Origin of the sequence: Burkholderia paludis (assembly GCF_000732615.1) — a bacterium.
Classification (GTDB): domain Bacteria; phylum Pseudomonadota; class Gammaproteobacteria; order Burkholderiales; family Burkholderiaceae; genus Burkholderia; species Burkholderia paludis.
Genome location: NZ_JPGL01000023.1, coordinates 79070 through 99306, shown reverse-complemented (window position 1 = coordinate 99306; position 20237 = coordinate 79070). Strand labels below are relative to the sequence as shown.

General features: G+C 56.6%; 13 protein-coding genes. All 13 read left to right on the top strand.

Annotation, left to right across the window (positions count from 1 at the left end):
* The gene (locus GQ56_RS0116005) at positions 1-1107 is read left to right on the top strand and encodes a capsule polysaccharide export protein (protein WP_031399612.1); all 1107 of its coding nucleotides are present in this window, start codon (positions 1-3) and stop codon (positions 1105-1107) included.
* Entirely contained in the window at positions 1097-1891 is a 795-nt protein-coding gene (locus tag GQ56_RS0116000; RefSeq protein ID WP_031399611.1) for an ABC transporter permease, read from the top strand. The genes GQ56_RS0116005 and GQ56_RS0116000 overlap by 11 nt, the downstream gene beginning before the upstream one ends.
* A gap of 8 nt (positions 1892-1899) precedes the next feature.
* The gene (locus GQ56_RS0115995; RefSeq protein ID WP_031399610.1) at positions 1900-2553 is read left to right on the top strand and encodes an ABC transporter ATP-binding protein; all 654 of its coding nucleotides are present in this window, start codon (positions 1900-1902) and stop codon (positions 2551-2553) included.
* A 41-nt stretch (positions 2554-2594) separates the two neighbouring features.
* A complete protein-coding gene (locus GQ56_RS0115985; protein WP_081894919.1) occupies positions 2595-5477 on the top strand; it encodes a rhamnan synthesis F family protein in 2883 nt (960 codons plus the stop codon).
* A gap of 88 nt (positions 5478-5565) precedes the next feature.
* Positions 5566-7635: a class I SAM-dependent methyltransferase gene (locus tag GQ56_RS40165; protein ID WP_161788565.1), complete on the top strand. Its 2070-nt coding sequence runs from the start codon at positions 5566-5568 to the stop codon at positions 7633-7635.
* 72 nt (positions 7636-7707) lie between these two features.
* On the top strand, positions 7708-8769 hold the full coding sequence (gene rfbB, locus GQ56_RS0115975; protein WP_031399606.1) for a dTDP-glucose 4,6-dehydratase: 1062 nt from the start codon (positions 7708-7710) through the stop codon (positions 8767-8769).
* Positions 8766-9659: a dTDP-4-dehydrorhamnose reductase gene (gene rfbD, locus GQ56_RS0115970; RefSeq protein WP_043301433.1), complete on the top strand. Its 894-nt coding sequence runs from the start codon at positions 8766-8768 to the stop codon at positions 9657-9659. Before rfbB ends, rfbD begins: the two co-directional genes overlap by 4 nt.
* A 17-nt stretch (positions 9660-9676) precedes the next feature.
* Positions 9677-10561, top strand: a complete 885-nt coding sequence (rfbA, locus tag GQ56_RS0115965; RefSeq protein WP_031399604.1) for a glucose-1-phosphate thymidylyltransferase RfbA — start codon at positions 9677-9679, stop codon at positions 10559-10561.
* Positions 10558-11100 carry a dTDP-4-dehydrorhamnose 3,5-epimerase gene (rfbC, locus tag GQ56_RS0115960; RefSeq protein ID WP_031399603.1) on the top strand — a complete coding sequence of 181 codons (543 nt, stop codon included), beginning with the start codon at positions 10558-10560 and terminating at the stop codon, positions 11098-11100. Before rfbA ends, rfbC begins: the two co-directional genes overlap by 4 nt.
* An 18-nt stretch (positions 11101-11118) precedes the next feature.
* Complete coding sequence (locus GQ56_RS0115955; protein ID WP_081894918.1) at positions 11119-13374, top strand: glycosyltransferase family 2 protein; 2256 nt, start codon at positions 11119-11121, stop codon at positions 13372-13374.
* A 192-nt stretch (positions 13375-13566) separates the two neighbouring features.
* Complete coding sequence (locus tag GQ56_RS0115950) at positions 13567-15975, top strand: glycosyltransferase family 2 protein (protein ID WP_235212705.1); 2409 nt, start codon at positions 13567-13569, stop codon at positions 15973-15975.
* A gap of 136 nt (positions 15976-16111) precedes the next feature.
* Entirely contained in the window at positions 16112-17071 is a 960-nt protein-coding gene (locus GQ56_RS0115945; protein WP_031399600.1) for a phytanoyl-CoA dioxygenase family protein, read from the top strand.
* A gap of 1474 nt (positions 17072-18545) precedes the next feature.
* Complete coding sequence (locus tag GQ56_RS0115940) at positions 18546-20204, top strand: hypothetical protein (RefSeq protein ID WP_235212704.1); 1659 nt, start codon at positions 18546-18548, stop codon at positions 20202-20204.
* The last annotated feature ends 33 nt before the right edge of the window (positions 20205-20237 follow it).

Here is a 20237-nt window from a genome sequence, read left to right as displayed (position 1 = left end):
ATGAAATTCCTGAAGCGCGTTAACCGTTTGTTTTTGATAACGGTTGTTATACCCACCATCATTGCGATCATTTATTTTGGTCTCATCGCTAGCGACCAATATACGTCGGTCAGCAGCTTCCTGATTCGCAGCCCGCAACAGTCCAGTTCCGTGGGCCTGGGGGGGCTTTTGAAGGGGGTCGGGGGATTTTCGCAATCGGAAGGTGATGCATATACGGTTCAGAAGTACATTCTGTCTCGTGATGCGATGGTGGTGCTGGATAAAGAGCAGCACATCAAATCTGAATTTAAAAACAGCTCGATAGATTTCGTTAACAGATTTTCTCTGTTCGGTTTGAACGACAGCTTCGAAAAATTTTACATCTACTATGGAAAGAATATTGTCGATGCAAAAGTCGAGGCCGACTCGCCAATCGTGACTTTGAGTACCAATGCGTACGATGCACGTCTCGCATGGAGCATGAATAAACGTCTGCTGGAATTGAGCGAGCAGATCGTCAATCAGATGAATATCCGTGCTCGTGCCGATCTGATCAATACGGCTCAGCACGATGTTGACATGGCAAAGGAGAAGGACAGGGCCGCTACACTGGCGCTGGCACACTATCGGAATACCGCAGGTGTGATCGACCCGGAGCGCCAGTCCACCATTCCTTTGCAACAGGTTGGAAAGTTGCAGGATGATTTGATCGGCACTCGCGTGCAGATTGCTCAAATGGAGCGGTTGTCGCCGAGCAATCCGGGACTGCCGACGTTGAGGGATCGTGCCAAATTGCTGCAACAAGCCATCGATCAGGTGAGCCAGCGTGTTGCCGGCGAGCGAGGCGGTTCGCTGGCCAGCAAGGCCGCCGAATTCCAGCGATTGACGCTCGAGAAGGAGGTTGCCGACAAGATCCTTGCCGGGGCGATTACCCTGTTGGATCAGGCGCGTGTCGAGGCTGAGCGCAAGCAGCTTTATCTCGAGCGCATTTCCGAACCCAGCGTGCCTGACTATGCGATGAACCCGCGCCGTGGACGAGCCATACTCGCTACCTTCCTGCTCGGTCTGATTGTATGGGGCGTGTTGACGATCGTCATCGGGGGAGTGAAGGAGCACCATGACCGGTGATTATCGTCCGCCGACCTTTTGGGAGCAGTCGCGTATCCAGATAAGAGTCATCTGGGCATTGTTGATGCGCGAAATGATCACTCGCTTTGGCAGAGAAGGGCTAGGGGTACTCTGGATGATGGCCGAGCCTGCCATGTTTGTGGTCGGTGTGATGGTTATCTTCAGTCATACGGAAACAAGGGCGAAGTATTCGGTGGCTGAGTATTTGGCCGTCAGCTATCCGACTTTGTTGTTTTGGCGAAATGCAACCAGTCGGATGACCAAGGCCATCGAGTCCAATCGTACCCTGCTGCATCACAAGCCGATTCGGCCGATGGACATATTGTACGCACGGATCATTCTGGAATTTTCGGGAGCAACTGCTTCGTTTTTCGTGCTGTATGCGGTGCTGGTGGTGGTCGGTATTTGCCAGTTTCCGGCCGATTTGCTCGCCATGATTGTCGGGTATTTTTTGGTTGTCTGGTTTTCGTTCAATTTTGTCATAACCATGGCGGCGTTGTCGGAATTGAGCGAGACGGTCGAAAGGCTTTCGCACATAATTTTGTATCTGATGTTGCCGTTCACCGGGGTATTCATTCCCTTGTACGTATTGCCGCCGAAAATCGCGGAGATGATGACGTATTTCCCGCTAATTGATGCGGTTGAATACTTCCATCATGGTTATTACGGGGACAGGATGCCGACGCTGTATTATCTGGATTATACGGTGATGGTTTTGGCGGCATTTACTCTCTTTGCTTTATCGATTGCGCATTACGCCATCAAGCGTGTGCAATTGAACTGAGGTCGAGCATGATTGAACTGCGCAACGTGTCCAAGCGTTATCCGATCCATCATGGTCGGTCCCACCGGGAGGTACTCAAAGATGTCAATCTGCGCGTCCAGGCGGGGGAGCGGTGGGGTATTCTTGGTCGGAACGGTGCGGGAAAATCAACCCTGATTCGTATCATCAGTGGCTCGGATCGTCCGCACACGGGAGAAATCGTCAAAACGATGTCGGTGTCGTGGCCGTTGGCATTTGGCGGTACGTTCCAGGGGAGCCTGACTGGCAAGGATAATGTACGCTTGATTTCTCGTGTGTACAATGTCGATTATCGAAAAACGCTCGACTTGGTCGAAGACTTTGCTGAGCTTGGTGCATATCTCGATGAACCGGTCAAATCGTATTCTTCCGGCATGGCATCGAGGTTGGCATTTGCCATTTCGATGTCAATTGAATTCGACTGCTTCCTGATTGATGAGGGTATGTCGGTCGGGGATCATCGATTTCATCAAAAATGTAATGTTGAGTTATTCGAGAAGCGTGGCGATCGAGCCATGATTATTGTGGCGCATCAGACCGATCTTATCCGTAACCACTGCAGTCATGCTGCCGTTCTGGAGAATGGCACGCTCAGGGTTTGCGATACGGTTGAAGATGCGATTCAAATTTACGAGTCGCTTTGAGAGAGTGGCGATAAATCTTCCGGTTTTTTGGAAGATTCCGAATGTTGAGAGATGAAGGAAAGAAAATGATTCGGGAAGCGGATTTGGCTGATTTTCGTGCTAGCAACAAGTTCGACGCGGATTGGTATCGGAATGAGTACCTGGACGTAGCGCTCCTGGGTATGGACCCTGCATTGCATTATCTGTGGCTGGGTCGCCAATTGGGTCGCCGGCCAGGGCCGAACGCAGAATCTGCCGAGATGCTGACTGCCCCGAGGCGGCGTGTCACCCAGGGACTGGGTGTTGAAGAGCGGATCATTTGGCGTGAGAGTCTCGTCTCGGGCCCTTCAGTAGCGGCTGTAGTGCATGTCTATTATGCTGACCTGATCGATGAGGTATGTGCGCATCTTGCGAACATACCCTATCGTTTTTCGGGTTTCTTCGCTATTCGCAGTTCCGACATGATCGAGCTGATCAAGGAGTCGCTCGCTCGCCATGGTGCTGACTGCGACGCCCATTTCGCGGTAACGCCTAATCGCGGACGGAATTTCGGCGGTTTTCTGGTGGACTTCCGGAAGGCTGTGCGTGCGCACGACGTATGCGTGCATATCCATACGAAAAAATCATTGCGTACGGGCACGGAGCAGCGTGACTGGCGAGGCCACCTGTTTGACGGTTTGCTCGGTGATCGGAGCAAGGCGGCAACCATCCTCAATCGTTTTGCCGAGGACGAGCGCATCGGGCTGATTTTCCCGACGACGTATGAAGGTATGCCGTCGTGGTGCCACCATTGGTTGAGTGCAGGGCATCGCGTCCACGAGATCGGTTCGATGCTGGGCATTCACGACTTGCCGCGCCGGGGATTGATCGATTTTCCGGTTGGCTCGATGTTCTGGGCGCGCACCTCGGCGATTGCGCCGTTGCTGGATTTTGATTGGACGTACGAACACTTCGAACCGGAGCCGATGGCCGATGATGGCACCATGGCGCACCTGGTGGAGCGTGTGCTGGGTGTGTTGTGCCGGGCTAAAGATTTCGATTTTCTCGAATTTTCGCCGAGCGAGAATATTTTCCGGCGTAATTGGAGCGAAAAGTTGCTGCACCATCACAAAGAGGCATTGGCCGGCGCCAGCTGGAATGCGGACAACTGTGATGTTTTGTCGTTCGATTTCTACGATACGCTGTTCTGCCGTCGTGCTTTTACGCCAGATGATGTCCATAATTACATCGGCTGGGCGCTGCACATGCGCGGTGTAATTGATGCCGAGGGGGATTTCTACCGGTATCGAAAGGCGGCTGAAGAGCGTGCGCGTGTTTGTAGCGGCAAAGGAGATGTGACGTTAGATGACATTTATGCCTATTTCCCGTCGGTCTGTGACTGGTCGGTTGAAAGTGTCATCCTTGCTCGCCAACTGGAGTGGGATATCGAGGTGCGCTGCCTCGTGCCGCGGCAAGATGTAATCGAGTTGGCGTGGCGAGCCAAACGGCGCGGTGCGCGGGTCATTATTATCAGCGACTCGTATATGCCGCGTCACTTCTTCGAACAGGTTCTTGCAGAACACCAGCTGACATCCCTGTTCGACGAACTGTATATATCCTCGGAGGTGGAACTCCGCAAGGATAGAAGCGATATCTGGCCGTGGATTAAGGCCAAAGAGGTGGATGGGCGCCGTTACTTCCATGTAGGCGATAACGAGCACTCTGATATCCAGAATTCGTTGGCTGAAGGTCTGGGCAGTACATATGTGCTTAATACGACCGTGCAGGCACATTTGTGTGGTCTGGGCCCGCTGGAGAATTGGCGGGTCAGTAGTCCTGGCTGGCGCGATGGCATCGTGCACGGGCCGGTAGTGGCGCGGCTGTGCAGCAATGCATTCCTCGGCCGGGATGGTTATCGACCGCTGGTCCTGAACGATACTCGCGATACGGGTTATGCCGTCCTTGGGCCTTTGCTTTTTGGCTTCCTGACCTGGGTGCTCGGGCGGGCCAATCGCGAAAAGTGCGAGCGGGTATTTTTCCTTGCGCGGGAAGGGTGGTTCCTCATTCGGCTGTACGAGCAAATGCGTGCGGCTTTGGCTCCCTTGGGTATTGTGCTGCCGCAAGGTCAATACCTGGCAGTTTCTCGTCGAGCGGTAATGGGGCCGATGGCTGCGGTCAGCTTCGAGCCGGAATTTATCGTTCGCGGATCGCCGTTCCGTGGAACGGTGGGCGAGCTCTTGAAAGCGCGGCTGGGGCTGGACATCGGCGCGGGCATTCCCGGGGTCGCGGTCGAGATCGATACCGGGGCCGATCGTGCCGGCGCGATCGCCGTACTGGAACAACTGCGCGAACCGATCGTCATCGCAGCTAGCGAGAAGCTGGTGCGGTTGCGTCAATACCTTGCGCAGGAAGGCGTGGACCAGCCTGGTGGGTTGATCGTGGACGTCGGTTACAGCGGCACGATTCAGTCGGCGCTGCAGACCGTCACCGGTGTGGGTCTGTCAGGGGCTTACATGGTTACCTCGCAGGCCGCGAGCGACGTGGTTGCGCGGGGAGGTAGTGCCATCGGCTACTTCTCTCATGACTATACCCCTTGCGTAGTGCGAAATTACTCCATGATTCTGGAGGCAGTGCTGACCGCTCCGCATGGCTCGACCGTGGATTATGTGCAGAACGCTCATCGGATCGAGCCGGTGTTCGGTTCTTTGGGTAGCGCCCAGCGTGATTTCGCCTATCTTGAAGAGTTGATTGCCGGAGCGAGCGCCTATATTGGGGACTTGTTGTCCAGCTACGGGCCGGAAGTCGTGATGGCCACTTATTCTCCGGGCGAGTGTGAGGCAGGGCTCCGCCAGCTCGTTGAAGGCATTTTGCGTCCGCCTGCCGAGTTCTGGCGCAAGCTTAATGTTGAAAACGACTTTTGCGGAGATGGCGAGCTGGATATCAGTCGCCTTTACGGGTTGGGTTGAGTGCAGGATCGGTGAATTGAGCGATTCTCAATGAATATTTTAAGGAATGGTCATGCATGACACGGCATATGTAATCGGTGGTTTGGTCATGAGTACCTATTTGCCGTCGAGCTCTGCAAAGATACTTGAAATTGGCGCACAAAATGTCAATGGCACACTGAGGGATCACGCACCCCGTAACGCCGAGTATGTCGGATTGGATTTCGAGGCCGGCGACGGGGTCGACGTTGTTGTCACTGGTCTGCGCGATTGGAATGTGCCGGAGGCACATTTCGATCTGGTCATGGCATCGTCGGTTTTCGAGCATGACAAGGCCTTTTGGCGGACATTCATTGAAATGTGCAGGAGGACGAAGCCGGGTGGGCATATCTATATCAGTGCCCCTTCCAATGGCCTCGTGCACCGCTTTCCGAAAGACTATTGGCGCTTCTATCCCGATTCGGGTCTGGCGCTGGAAGAGCTGGCTCGCGAGGAAGGTTTCGATATTACGTTGATCGAGAGCTTCGTTGCGGAGCGCGAGGCGGATCTCTGGAACGACTTCTGTGCCGTGTTTCGACGCGGCCCGTGCGATACCGATCTTAATCGGGATTTTGTTCACGGCAAGATTCGCTGTACCAATGCGATTAACTGGCGTTCGTCGTTGATCGTCAATGCAGTCAACGACAGTGAGGATATGCGCCTTCTGGGACTGGCGCGCGAGGACGTGCGCCGCACGACCGAGCACAAGCAGTTTCTGGAGTCGCAGATTGGTGAACTCAATGTACGAAATAATGCAACTGAAGGGCGGCTATACGACCAAACGCGCCTGACCGAGCAGCAGCTCGGACAGTTGCAGGCATTGGGTGACGAGGTCGCCCGCGAGCAGGAGCGTCGGCGCTTTCTCGAGGTACAGCTTTCCGAGCTTGCGGTGCAGAAAGCTGAAAGCGACGAACGCCTGCAAGGTCAGATTGAATTGAACGAGCAGAAGTCCACGTTGTTGCAGGCGCTCGGCGAGCAGCTTGTAAATGAGCAGAACAACTCGGCAGAGTTCCGACGATCTTTCGAGGTACAACTCTCCGAGATGGCCACACAAAAATCAGTGAGCGAAGAGCGTTTGCAGATGCAGGTAAACCTGAATGAACAGCAATCCCGGCAGATGCAGACGTTGAGCGACGGGTTTGCAAAGGAGCAGACTAATTCTGCCGAACTTCGTCGATCCATCGACGCGCTGCTTTCCGAGCTGGCAGTTCAAAGAGCGGCGAGTGACGAACGCTTGCAGGCGCAGGCCGATCTGAACGAGCAACAATCCGGGCAGATACAGGCATTGCTCGAAGAGCTTGCAACCGAGCGGGCCAGCTCCGAGGAACTCAGGCGGTCCGTCGAGGTGCAACTGAGCGCTATTACTGCTTCGAAGCCAACGCAGAAGGAAGTGGGCAAAGAGTATCTGCAGTCCCAGGCGGTTCCGGGTAAGGTGCGAGGAGAAACGCTGCCGATGCTGGCCGTGGAATCTCCCCAGGAGGTCGTTGAAGTCGTTGCGCCCCGGCATGCTTTCGAAGAGAAGCTTGGCGAGCTTACCAGCCAGAAATCCGAAGTCGAGACGCGGTTGCGTGAACGTTTTCGCGAAATCGCCGGGTTGACACGGGTGATCCAGGAGCGCGATCAGCAGCTTTCTGATCTGCGAATGCAGAAGCAGCATCAAATGGATGTGTGCGATGAGCGGGGCAGGCAATTGCAGGCGCTCGCAGCAGAGCTTGCGCAAGGAAAAGCCAACTCGAACGCACTTCAGCGCTCCTTGGAAGCCAATATTTTCGAGCTTTCCGCGGCGAAAGCGTCGAGCGATGAGCGTTTGCAGGAGCGTTTCCGTGAAACTGCCCATTTGACACGAATGATTCAAGAGCGGGATCGGCGTATCTCGGAAGTACAAATTCAAATTGAATGGTTGTGTCGGGTCGTCTCTGTCTTGACAAAGGGATTTTCTACTTCGAGCAAAGCTCGTGCGATGGCTTGGTTGCCTACCTATTTCAGCCATAAGGCACAGAAGGCATCATTGAAAGAGCATGGTTTGTTTGACCCGGATGATTATGTCGCGACTTACCCGGACGTTTTAAAGGCAAACACGGATCCTTTGCGGCATTATATTAATCACGGCATCAAGGAAGGGCGTGTTATAAAAAAGTGAGCGATGGCTGCGATCGATGTCTTCGTTCAGTTAAATAATGCTGATTTTATAAATTTGCAAGGGTTGTGGTAAATGTTGCTTATTACGGGTGGTGCGGGATTTATCGGTGGAAATTTTGTTCTCGACTGGCTTGCCGGCTCTGACGAGTCCATTGTCAATCTCGACAAGCTGACTTATGCCGGGAACCTGGACACCTTGAAGTCTCTGGACGGTGATTCGCGCCATCATTTTGTTCGTGGCGACATCGGCGATCGTCAACTCGTCTCGAAGCTACTTGCCGAATATCGACCGCGTGCCGTGATCAATTTTGCTGCCGAGTCGCATGTCGATCGGTCGATTGACGGCCCGGGCGATTTCATTCAGACGAACATTGTCGGGACATTCAACCTTCTTGAATCGGTACGCGCGTACTGGTCGAACCTCGGTGCGGACGAGCGTCAGGCATTTCGTTTCCTGCACGTCTCTACCGACGAAGTGTTCGGCACGCTCGGCGCGAATGATCCGCCGTTCACCGAAACCAATACCTACGAACCGAACAGTCCGTATTCGGCGAGCAAGGCTGCGTCGGACCACCTCGTGCGCGCGTGGCATCACACGTACGGATTGCCGGTGGTGACGACCAACTGTTCGAACAACTATGGTCCGTATCACTTCCCCGAGAAGCTGATCCCGCTGATCATCCTGAATGCCCTTGCCGGCAAGCCGCTGCCGATCTACGGCGATGGTCAGCAGATCCGTGACTGGCTCTACGTCAAGGATCACTGCTCGGCGATCCGCGCGGTCCTGGCGAATGGCGCGCTGGGTGAGACCTACAACGTTGGTGGCTGGAACGAAAAGCCGAATATCGAAGTCGTGCATACGATCTGCGCGATCCTCGACGAACTCCGGCCGCGTGAGGACGGCAAGTCGTATGCGGACCAGATCAGCTTCGTACAGGACAGACCGGGCCACGACCGACGTTACGCAATCGATGCGCGCAAGCTCGAGCGCGAACTCGGATGGAAGCCGGCCGAAACCTTCGATACCGGTATCCGCAAGACGGTCGAGTGGTACCTGACGAATCAGGCCTGGGTGACGAACGTCACGAGCGGCCAGTATCGTACGTGGATCGAACGCCAATACGGAGACGCATGATGCCGCGCGTCCTGATTACAGGTTCGAACGGTCAGGTCGGCTTCGAATTGCGGCGCGCACTCGCTCCGCTCGGGGAAGTGATTGCACTGACGCGACGCGACGCAGACCTCGCTGATCCGGCGAGCCTTGTCGCCGCGCTGGATCGGTATCGCCCCGACCTGATCGTGAATCCTGCCGCCTACACGGCGGTGGACAAGGCCGAGAGCGAGCCGGAGCTGGCCCGGGCAGTCAATGCGGGGGCCCCCGGCGCGATGGCTCGATGGGGGGCGGCTCACAATGTGCCGCTCGTTCACTTCTCGACCGATTACGTGTTCGAGGGCACGGGTGTGACGCCGTATCGCGAAGACGCACCGGTCAATCCTCAGTCGATCTATGGGGCAACCAAGTGTGAAGGCGAGAATGCGGTTCGTCAGGCCTGCGCGCAGCACCTGATTCTTCGGACGAGCTGGGTCGTGGGCGCGCATGGCGGCAACTTTCTCAAGACGATCCTGCGCCTTGCCCGCGAGCGGGACCAGCTTCGCATCGTGGCCGATCAGACCGGCGCGCCCACGTCGGCTGCGTTGATCGCCGACGTGACGGCCCACCTCGTTGCCCGCTATTTCGCGGATCGCAAGAGCTTTGCGTTCGGCACATACCACCTCGCGGCCTCGGGCGAGACGAATTGGTGCGAGTATGCGCGTCACGTCGTGGCGCTTGCGGAAGCGCGAGGCCTTGAACTAAAGTTGCGCTCGACCGATATCGTGCCAATTGAGACGCATGAATATCCGCTGCCGGCAAAGCGGCCGATGAACTCACGCCTCGACTGCAGCAAGCTGATGTCGACGTTCGGCATATCGCTCCCCGATTGGCGAAACGGCGTTGATTACGTCTTCGAGCAACTGCACGACTGACACGGAACAAGACAAGCATGAAGCGCAAAGGCATTATTCTCGCCGGAGGGTCGGGTACCCGTCTCTATCCGGCGACACAGGCGGTCAGCAAGCAACTGCTGCCGATTTACGACAAGCCGATGATCTACTATCCGCTCAGTACGCTGATGCTGGCGGGGATTCAGGATGTTCTGATCATCTCGACGCCGCAGGATACGCCGCGTTTCGAGCAGTTGCTGGGCGATGGCTCCCAGTGGGGGATGCGTCTCCAATACAAGGTGCAGCCGAGCCCGGACGGGCTTGCCCAGGCATTCCTGCTCGGTGAGTCCTTCATCGAAGGCGACCCGTCGGCGTTGATTCTCGGCGACAACATTTTCTATGGCCATGATCTCGGCGGCTTGTTGAAAGGGGCGGCCGACATGACTTCGGGCGCGCAGGTCTTCGCGTACCACGTTCAGGATCCGGAAAGGTATGGCGTCGTCGAGTTCGACTCGACCGGCAAGGCGATCAGTATCGAAGAAAAGCCCGAGGTTCCGAAATCGCATTACGCGGTGACCGGGCTCTATTTCTACGACGAGCACGTGGTCGAGCTTGCGAAGTCGTTGAAGCCGTCGCGGCGCGGGGAGCTGGAGATCACCGATCTCAATGCGCTCTACCTGAAGGATGGCTCGCTCAACGTGCAGACCATGGGGCGGGGTTTCGCGTGGCTCGATACCGGCACGCACGATTCGATGCTCGAGGCCTCGCACTTCATCGCCACGATGGAGCATCGACAAGGGCTGAAAATTGCATGCATCGAAGAGATCGCGTATCGCTTCGGCTATATCGACGAGGAACAACTCGAGCGTCTCGCGCAACCGCTTAGCAAGAACGGTTATGGCCGGTACCTGCAAAGTATTCTGAAAGAAGGAAGAGCCCGGTGAACGTAATAGCGACCGCCATTCCCGACGTAAAGATTTTCGAGCCGAAAGTATTCGGCGATGCGCGCGGGTTCTTCTACGAAAGTTTCAATCATCGCGTCTTCGAAGAGGCGATCGGGCATTCCGTCGAATTCGTCCAGGACAATCATTCGAAATCCGCAAGGAACGTCGTTCGAGGCCTGCACTACCAGATCGATCACGCGCAGGGAAAGCTGGTTCGGGTCGTTGCGGGGGAGGTGTTCGATGTCGCGGTCGATATCCGTCGCACGTCGCCGACGTTCGGCCGATGGGTCGGCGTGATGCTGTCCGCCGAGAACAAGCGCCAGCTGTGGATTCCGGAAGGTTTCGCGCATGGCTTCGTTGTCGTTTCCGACACGGCGGAGTTCTTGTACAAGACCACCGATTACTGGCATCCGGCCGCCGAACGAGCGATCCGCTGGGACGATCCGACGCTCGCGATCGAATGGCCCATCTCGGGCGAAGCGCTGGTGTCCGGCAAGGACGGAGCGGCGCCCGCTTTCAAGGATGCCGAGTACTTTTGAGTTGCTTCCAGCAAGTCCATGTTTGACTTCAACGCCCTGCGCCTGACGTGGGGAATGCCCTTCCTGGTCGATCGGTCCGATGCCGCATCGTGCTTGCCGGCAGATCGACCGGGGTCCCGGGCTTATCTGGTCAACGTCCAGTTGTTGCCGGGTTGGTACATGATCGAGCTTCGCGCGGCCGGTCATGCGGCGCAGTTGCGAGCCCGGTTGCGACTGCCCGGCGGCGCATCGTCTGCAACGCTTGCGACGGCGCTCAGCGCGCGGCAGGTGAGCAAGCGAATCGTTCATCTGCCGGTGCGCGGCAAGATCGAAATCGAGATCGATTGCGACGATCGGTCGGTCGATCGAATCGAGACGTTCCGGCTTGCCAGGGTCACGACGCGGTTCGCACATTCGCGCATCATGACCAAGCTTGGTGCGCTGCACCCGAGGTACAAGCCCTGCGGCGACGATTACGACCTGACGGATGCGGGGCATGGTCGCGTCGACATGGCGCAGGCGTGGCGCGATTACTGCTGCCTGTTCGACGAATCGGAGCTCCTGGTCGAATATCCGGACTGGGTTCGTCACTTCGATACGCCGGCCCCTGACACGTACCGCATCATGCGGGACAACCTGCGCCACTTCGCCGACGGTCCGGCGTTCGCGATCGGCATGGAGGTGGCGGATGAATCAGCGTCGCACCGGGAGGCGGCAATCCGCTCGATCGCCACGCAGATTTACCCGCACTGGCAACTTCTGATCGTCGATCGACGTTCCGGCGCCGATCGCGGCGCGCTGATTCCCCAGGATCTCCGTGCCGATGCGCGCATCCGTGTCATTTCGGACGGTGCTGCCGATGAAGCGCATTCGGCGCTGGATCGGGCGCTCGCCGAAAGCGGTCATTGGGTCCTGTTCGTCGGGCAGCACGATGTGCTTCCACTGCATGCCCTCTATGTCGTGGCTGACGCGATCAACCGACGCCCCGACGCCGACCTGATTTACGCGGATGAGGACAGTATCGGCATCGACGGTGTGCGCCACAGCCCGCGCTTCAAGAGTGACTGGAGCGAGGATCTGATGCTTTCGTCGGATCTGTTTACCGGCCTTGCCGTTTATCGACGGGACGTTTTCTCGTCGTCCGGCGGGCGTGACCATTGTCACGGGGTTGCATCGCGCTATGACATGACGCTTCGCTGTCTCGCGCATACCGGCCGAGACAGGATCCTGCACATACCGCGCGTGCTTTACCATGTCCGGGCCCAACCCGAAACAGTCCAGGATCCGGCGGCGCAACACGATGCACGCGACGCCGGCCGGATGGCGGTCGTACGCCACCTGTCGCGGACGGGTGTTCGAGCGACGGTTTCGTCGACGGAGCATGGTCGTCACGTCCGGTATCCGTTGCCGGAGCAGGCGCCGCTCGTCACGCTCGTCATTCCGACTCGCAACGGATTCGCGCTGCTCAGCCAATGCGTCGATTCGATTATCGGGAAGACGCGCTATCGGGCCTTCGAAATCATCATCGTCGACAACGGGTCCGATGATCCGGAAGTCCTCGACTACATGGAGCGGGTTTCGGTCGAGCACGGCGTACGCATCCTTCGGGACGATCGCCCGTTCAATTACTCCGCACTCAATAATCGCGCGGTCGACATGGCTCGGGGCGAGTTCGTCGCACTCGTCAACAACGACGTGGAAATCATCGACGGTGACTGGCTCGACGAAGTGATGGGGCACGCGTTGCGCCCGGAGGTCGGTGCTGTCGGCGTCAAATTGCTCTTTTCGAACGGAACCGTTCAGCATGCGGGTGTCATCGTCGGACTCAGCGGCTGCGCCGATCACCTGCATCGCGGATTGGGGCGCGACGAACCGGGATACCTCGCGCGTGCGGTAACGACGCAATCCCTGTCCGCCGTAACGGGCGCATGCCTCGTCGTCCGACGATCCCTGTATCTGCAACTGGGGGGATTGAACGAGCGCGATCTCGCCGTTGCATTCAACGACGTCGATTTCTGCCTGCGCGTTCGGCAGGCCGGCTACACGGTGGTCTGGACGCCGCATGCGGTGCTGTATCACCATGAGTCCGCGACGCGCGGGCGGGACGATACCGAGGAGAAGATGGCGCGGGCCGCGCGAGAGATCGCGTACATGCGTCATCACTGGCGCGACCTGATCGAGAATGACCCGGCTTACAACCCGAATCTGTCCCTCGATCGATTCGATTGTCAGCTCGCGTGGCCGCCGCGTGTGGTGTCTCTCAAGCGTCTTGCGCTCGGAGCGGTGAAATCGTGAATGCAGATGGCTGGCAGGCGATGTGCCGAATGCTGCCGCTGATCTGATCCATCCCTTCAGCGTCCGTCGCCATATGGGCGGGGCGAGGGACGACTGCATGACAGCGCGTGTACGCTAGCGACTGATGCGCCCGGCTGCGCCGCTGCTTCGCGCTTCGTGACTGCGCGGCTCGAGTTTTTGCCCGCAGCCCGTATGCGCCGGCTGCCCTGCATCTCCGTCGATACGCTTTTCGTCGGGGAAGCCGGGGTCTCGCGTTGGTGCGTCATGCCGTCGATCCAGATTCATCTATTTTCAATCAATATGAAAGATTTTTTCCTGTCGATGGTTCGTCGAGAGGTTCGATTCAAGGTCAATCCGGTGCGGGATCTGATCTTGTCGGGGGCGACGTCGGTCGACTGGATGTCGACGGGAGACCATCCTGTTTTTGACCTTGAACCGGAAGACGAGGGCGAGGCTGTTCCATCCGGCTGGGTCTATATCGAGTCCCGGTTGAACAGACGGGGCGCGTCTCTGGTGGCCCGGCTGTATGTCGATACCGGCTCGGGATTTGCCGAGGCGGAATCTTTCGCCCTGCCGGCGGCGCGCACGGGAAATATCAAGCAGATCGTCAAGATTTCACGCAATGCTCGCCGGCTGCGCCTGTCGCCAATGCGAGGCGAGGGCGCAATCACGCTGGAATTCTTGCGGATAACTGAAATATCGGCGGCGGAACGAATTGCCAGAATGGCCGAATGGGTCGCTGGAGATATAATAAAATTCAGGAAAACCGATCGCGCTAAAAAATATGATATTACCTGGCGGCGTTTGCTGGTCGACCTGAATGGCGCCTATGAAGATTGTGCGAAACTGAGATTCCATTCCGTTCCTTTGGGTTACAAGGAGTACGTGGAAAAATTCGATACCCTGCACCGCTCGGATATCGAATCGATCCGGCGGCACGTAGGTTCGTTCAAGCGGCACCCGGTGATTTCGATTCTTGTTTCGGTGTGCGGATCGTCGCTGGATCATCTGGAATCCGCCGTTCAATCGGTCCTGAAGCAGATTTACGAGCACTGGGAGTTGTGCATCGCTGTCGACGAGAACGATGCGTCAAGGGTTGCTGAATATCTGGAATCTGTTTCGGAAAAGGATGATCGTATAAAAGTTGTTTTTCTGAACTCGGGCGGAAGTTCGTCGGCTTTGGCGAATGGTGCCCTGGGTTTGGCGACCGGGGAGTTTTCTGCGATTCTCGGGGGAAGTGATGTTCTTGCGGCCCATGCGCTCTATCTATTTGCTCTTAAGATCAATGAGATCGACGGGCTGAATCTCATATATTCGGACAACGACGAAATCGATGGTGGCGGTAATCGGGGCAACGTTTGTTTCAAAAGCGCGTGGAATCCGGATTTGTTCTTTTCCCGTGACATGATTTCGGGCTCGGCCGCATACAGGACATCTCTCTTGCGTGAGACAGGTGGGTTTCGAGTCGAGCATGAGGGTTGCCAGGAATACGATCTCACGCTCAGGTGCGTAAAGAGCAGCGCACCTTCCCAGATTTGCCACATTCCGCGCGTGCTCTATCATCTTCGTCAATGCGGCGAACGGGGAGTGATCGATTCGGATTCGGGGTGCGGCGAGTGGAGCGCAAAAAGAAGCGCACTTTCCGAATTTTTCAAAGATCAGCCGGGAGTGAGTGTTTCCAGAGGAAGCCTGGCCGGCACCTGTCGAGTGAAATACCCGATACCCGTTCCCGCGCCCAAGGTCACGATAATCGTACCGACTCGAGACGGTGGGCCGTTGCTGAAAAAATGTATTGTCAGCGTACTTGAAGGAACTGCCTGCGAGAATCTGGAAATCATTGTCGTGGACAATCAAAGCGAGGACAGGGAGACAGTCGATTTTCTGAAGTCTCTGGCTCCGAGAAGTAATGTCGTCGTTTTGAAATATGATTTCCCTTTCAATTATTCATCGATCAATAATTTTGCGGAAAAGCATGCATCTGGCGATGTCTTGTGTTTTCTCAATGACGATGTGGAGGCAATCGAGCCGGACTGGCTGGGAGAGATGGTCGCGCATGCGTTGCGTCCGGATGTCGGTGCAGTAGGAGCGAAGCTTCTGTATGCCGACGGATTCGTCCAGCATGCAGGTGTCGTGATGGGGATCGGGGGCTTCGCGAGCCATGCGCACCGGTTGTATCCGTCGACCCACCCGGGGTATGCGGGAAGGGCGGCCCTTGTGCAGAATTTCTCGGCGGTCACGGGGGCCTGCCTGGTCATGCGTCGGGACGTATTTCGTGCGGTTGGCGGTTTCGACGAGAAAAACCTTCCGGTCGCGTTTAATGACGTGGACCTGTGCCTCCGCGTACGGGAGGCAGGCTACAGGATAGTGTGGACGCCATATGCGGTCCTGCATCACTTCGAATCCTACAGCCGGGGGGACGATCAAATGTCGCCCGAGAAGCGGGCCAGATTTAACAGGGAGAAGAATTTCATGCTCTCCCGGTGGCGTACCGATCGAATGGACGATCCATATTACAATCGGAATTTGACGCTCGATCGGGAGGATTTTACGATTGCCGATTTCCCGAGAATGTATGAGCCTTGGAGGGACTGGTCGGCATGATCGGTATTGACTCTATTGTTTTCGGTCTTGTGCATGGGCATTGGGCTTCATGGAGTTATATAAGCTTGGGCTGTTCCGCGGCATCTTTTGGGGCGTCTCGGGGTGGATTGAATAAAGTAACGCGGAAGGAATATTCATGGATGTAAAAAAGCGCCTGCTGCCTGGCATTCCACTGATTGAATCACCTCTTTTCGATTCCGAGATTGCCCAGGCGGAGCTGACGCCCGGCGAGCGTGAGATCGCGGTCGCGCTGAACCGTAACGGTTATGCCGTGATCGATTTTCCCGATCCTGAACTCGATACGCGGATTGCACGTATTCGGGAACGCCTGACGTCGAGATTTGCCGACACGGGGTTGAGTCCCGAGGGCGTGTTCTATGCTTCCGGCCGTATTCAGGACGCGTGGATCAACGATCCGGACGTGAAGGAGATTGCCACCAATCGTGCGCTGCTGGATTTGCTCGGACGCCTGTATGGGCGCGCTGCATTTCCGTTCCAGACGCTTAATTTCCGGGTCGGTACGCAGCAAAAGATGCACACCGATGCAGTGCATTTCTCGTCGATTCCGCAACGCTTCATGTGCGGCGTATGGGTCGCCCTGGAGGATATCTCCGCGGAGGCCGGACCGCTCCAGCTGGTTCCCGGGTCGCATAACTGGCCCATGATTGACAACGCAATGGCTGGTCGACACGGGTATGGCGTGTCCAGCGAGTCGGCGCAACTGCCGTACCAGGAAATCTGGGATGCGATGGTGGAGGCAAAGGGCGCCGGCACCAAGACCTTTGAGGCACGGAAAGGGCAGGCGCTGATCTGGTGCGCCAATCTGCTGCATGGGGGGAGTCTGCAAATCGACCCGACCATGACGCGCTGGTCACAGGTGACGCATTATTTCTTTGACGATTGTGTTTACTATACGCCCGCGTTTTCCGACGAATACCTGGGGCGTTTGCAGCTTCGCAATCTGGTCAGCGTTGTCGACGGGACGAAAAAACCCAATTCGTATCTGGGTGAAGAGATCAAGCCTCCCGCCCGAACCTCGCCGCGTGCGTCGCGAACCCTGGTGAAAAAATTGAGCAAATGGATGAAATCTTCTTGATTCCATTGATTCGGTCGCGCGATTGAAAATGTCTTGCGCGGCCGACAAGGCCCCGAATTCAGCGTAGTTCGCTTGAGGCGGGGCTCTTCCGGTTTGCTGGAACGGGCTCGTCGCGTGAATGCCTGCTTCTTCAGATAAGGCGCCCATCACACGACGGCAGCAAGTGCGCGTTGTGCTGAAAGGGTGTTTTGCCCCGATGGCGGCTTCGAGCGTCGCCTTCGCTGCGGCTGTACCTGTGTCGGTGCCCGATAGACATCGTTAAGTACGGTTACCGCTGATTTCAGATCTTTCCGGTTCACGAACGCCGGCGAGCTGGGTGGAGTCGGCGATACGGGTCTGGATGGTCGCTTCGCGAAACGTCAGGCTGGTTGCCTCCCGGAAGCCCGCTAGCTTCCGGCAACGACCGTCAGGATGTCCTGAGCGTCGTGCCGCTTCCGGCCGTTGGCGGGGCGCAGCCATGATTTGGCGCTCCTGGTCGGATCAATCCGGAGGGCGGCAAGTCATATGGCCCGTCGTGGGCCGTAGCCCGCCGCCAGGCAGTTCGTGAACGGATGGATCTCGGAATGGGCGACCTGCCCTCACATCTGATTCCCGATTCGCAGCAGGCAGCGGTCCGGAGCCGTCCCCGCTACATACTTGCATCCGCTTTTCCAGCGCACGCTTTCTTCCTTCCTGCTGCCGAACCTGCCCCGCGCAGCTTTCGGTCCGCTCTCTGTATCCCCGCACTGACGTACCCGGTCAGTCCTCGGCCATGTGACGCCGCGCGGGGGGAGCGCCAGCGCGTCAAGCGATGCGCTTCGGTATGGCGATCGTCCCGGCGCGCGCGTTGCGCGGCCGAAATCCGGTTCCGTATTCGACGCGCGCACGGCGCAATCGACCATGCGCTCATCGTCCGATTTCAACTCCGACGCACCTTTGGCGTGGTCCCTAATCGCTCTGCCAGCGTCTGAGGCCGATTGTCGGTGGGGGCTGGCCGGTTCCGTGCGGTAGACCTGGCTGGAGCGGTGAGCCTAAAGGGTCGATGGTGCTCACGTAAACAGTGGGACCAAATGCGATCCCCTGGAGCTTCATGGGTGCTTTGTAATCAAGTGTAAAGATATGTGTATTTCCGGATCGACACTTGAGGCGTGAAGGCATGTATAAGCCGAGGGGTTATACAAGAAAAACCTCGAATACGGCTGATTCGCCCGGTGTTTTACTTGATCTTGCGTATGTCAAGTCCGGACCGTGGATATCTTGCCGTGCGTTGCTTGATTGCAACGATCGGGGCGTGCATTGTTACGTTTTCTTTATTTTTGTTGAGAAATATTTAACTGTTGGCAAAATGTATGTCAATTGTAAAACAATATCCACAATGAAGTCATAAGTCTGTAGGTGGCCCGATTCGCCGGCCGGTCGGATTGCGACATCAACCGGACGGGGCGAAATCGCGGTGTGCGGCTTTGGCCGGCGCGATCGTGACAATCGAGAGATCATGAGCATTAGCGAAATTTTCCGAGTGGTTGGAACCGACATTACCGACAGTGGCCGGACTCCGGTCTCGGTTCTGCGAAAGCCCAAAATATTGAGTATTGGCGGGTGCGTTACCGAAGTCCTCTCCGGAAGGATGAGTCGACTGGCAAATGTTACGCATCTGTGGCGTGTAAGCGTACCGTGCTTGATGTCGAAGAAGGTCGATGGGCGTACCTATTTCGAATCGTACGACCCGCAATTGTCCGAGCGAATCAATTTTGAGTTGACGAAGCAGGCGTTGCATAAACTCAAGACAGGCGGGTACGAATTTATACTTTTTGATCCAACCAGCGATTTTACCAACGATTACTACGAGAAAGACGGCTGCATTATCTCGGATCTGGAAGCGGCGGTAATGGGGCCCAACTGGAAGTTGCCGGACGGGTTCGTGGATAGTGGCTGGGTCAAAATATCACCCAAGAGTCATCAGTATTTAGAGATTTATTATCACTATCTCAAGGAGCTGATTGAGCTATCCGAGGAGATTGGTGTCCCGCTTATCGCCATGAAGCGGCGAACGTGCGTTAACAAAATCACCCATGACGGTGTGACCGGCCTGGGCGACCCCGATTCGGCGGAAGTCAATTGGTGGGTTGATCTGCTCTGGAGCAAAATTGATGGCTTGTCGGGAAGATTGAGTATTCTCGATCTCAATTCTCGTTTCTCGATTACGTCGTTCGATGTTCCTTACGGTGAAGGGAAATTTCACCCAATCGAGGAGTTTTACGATTACGCGGCTTTCAAATTAATGGGGCTAATGAGATTGGGTGATGATCTGATCTCGGAAGTCATGTTTGATGTGTACAGGGAAAGGGCAAGTCGCCGTCTGGTCACGCATTCCGAGCGGGAAGGTCTGCGTCAAGAACGCGACGGCCTGGTTCAAGAGCGAGACGGCCTGGTTCAAGAGCGAGACGGCTTGCGTTACGAGCGCGACGGTTTGGTTCATGAGCGAGACGGCTTGCGTTACGAGCGCGACGGTTTGGTTCATGAGCGGGACGGCTTGCGTTATGAGCACGACCGGGTGATGCATGAGCGGGACGGCCTGCGTTACGAACACGACCAGGTGACGCATGAGCGAGACGGCTTGCGTTACGAGCGCGACGGTTTGGTTCATGAGCGGGACGGCTTGCGTTACGAGTACGACGGTTTGATTCGTGAGCGAGATGGCCTGATTCAAGAGCGGAATGGGTTGGTGCACGATCGGGATGCCCTTCGGTTATCTCTCGATCACCTCGCAGCAGAGCGGGATTTAATACTGTCTCGCGAGACTGAAGGCGCACGTATTGCATCCGAGTACCATGCGCAGGAATTGAGGGCGCTCACGGAAGCGCGAGATACCGCTCTCGCCGAAAATGCGGCTAACGTTTTGGCGGTGGGGAATTTGGAAAGGGCTTACGCAGAACTCTCGCGTCAGCATGATGAACTGTGCGTTCAGCGAAGCCGTCTTTTCAATGAGTTGCGATTGGAAGGCGGGCCAATGGCCTTGCGTGACGTGCTCCCGCTGGCCAGGGCATGGCGGCCTGTTCTCCGGTGCATCGGGAAGATCAGGCGATGCTGTCGGCGATTGATCGGGCGCGGCAATCATGACGCGACGCATTGCAGCGAGATCCATGGGCAGTAAGGCGTCGACCTTGGTGCTCGGTTTCGTCGCCGG